General features: G+C 56.4%; 2 protein-coding genes. Both read left to right on the top strand.

Annotated features, from left to right (window positions below; translation table 11 throughout):
• The coding region (locus EN780_RS39945; RefSeq protein WP_210215097.1) for a hypothetical protein at positions 1 to 290 on the top strand (290 nt) is incomplete at its 5' end.
• 107 nt (positions 291 to 397) lie between these two features.
• Positions 398 to 872 (top strand): FRG domain-containing protein (locus tag EN780_RS35585; protein WP_128276563.1); only part of this gene is annotated, 475 nt, incomplete at its 3' end.

Raw genomic sequence — 872 nt, 5'->3', positions numbered from 1 at the left:
GACCAGCGCCGCCCGGCGACGGCGGTCTCACCCGCTGGCGTTCTAGGGTCAAACTCTACCACCTGACTGCCGCCAATGGCCGAGATGGATGGGAAGTTGCCGTTCGGCTCGCCAATCAGAACAGTACGTTGCGCAAGAGCGGTCATTCGATCCTTGCGATCGAATGGCTACTTTGGCTGGAATGGCGGACGTCTCTAGCAGCGTGGCTGTCTGGACCGACCTCGAATCCGGCACGGCGCGTCGGCGAGATGAAAAAACGAAGTTGCTATCCGTCCTTAATCTATACATGAATGAGGTTGGCAGGGCAGCGACTTGGCCGCCCGTGCGCGTCTGAAACTCATTACTATGTGACTCCTTTTCTGCAACACCACGAGTTGCCAACTGAGCAAGTGTCGAGATGGAAGAAATTGCGGTTACCACCGTAGAAGAGCTCCGCGAAGTCGTCAGAGGCTTGGGCTACGGCGTTCTATTTCGCGGGCAGACCTCTCATTATTTGAAGGGCGGCAATCCCTCAGTCGTGACTTCGTTTGATCGAAAAGGCTGCATACCAAGTCAGATGCTGAAATGGAGCCGATACGCCGAGAGCGCATTAGAAGCTTACATCGGCCCGGTGGCCCGTTCGCTCGATTTTATGCAGGCGCTGCTGCAGCACTATGGATGGCGCTCATTTTACGTGGACTGCTCTGCGAGCGCTGCCGTCTCCGCATGGTTCGCGAGCCATGTGTATTCTGACAAGCGCTCGCTGGAGCTGTGTGAAGATTGCGGGGAACGTCCGGTAATGCTCAGCAAGAGGATGGCCCGGTATGATTATGCCGACGGAGACGGTCACCTCTACGCCTTTGATCTCGCAAACTGTGCAGAACGTACAGGTG

The organism is Mesorhizobium sp. M4B.F.Ca.ET.089.01.1.1 (genome assembly GCF_004022605.1).
Lineage (GTDB): Bacteria > Pseudomonadota > Alphaproteobacteria > Rhizobiales > Rhizobiaceae > Mesorhizobium > Mesorhizobium abyssinicae.
The sequence above is the reverse complement of the archived record's forward strand: the minus strand, read 5'-3'. Positions and strand labels throughout refer to the sequence as shown.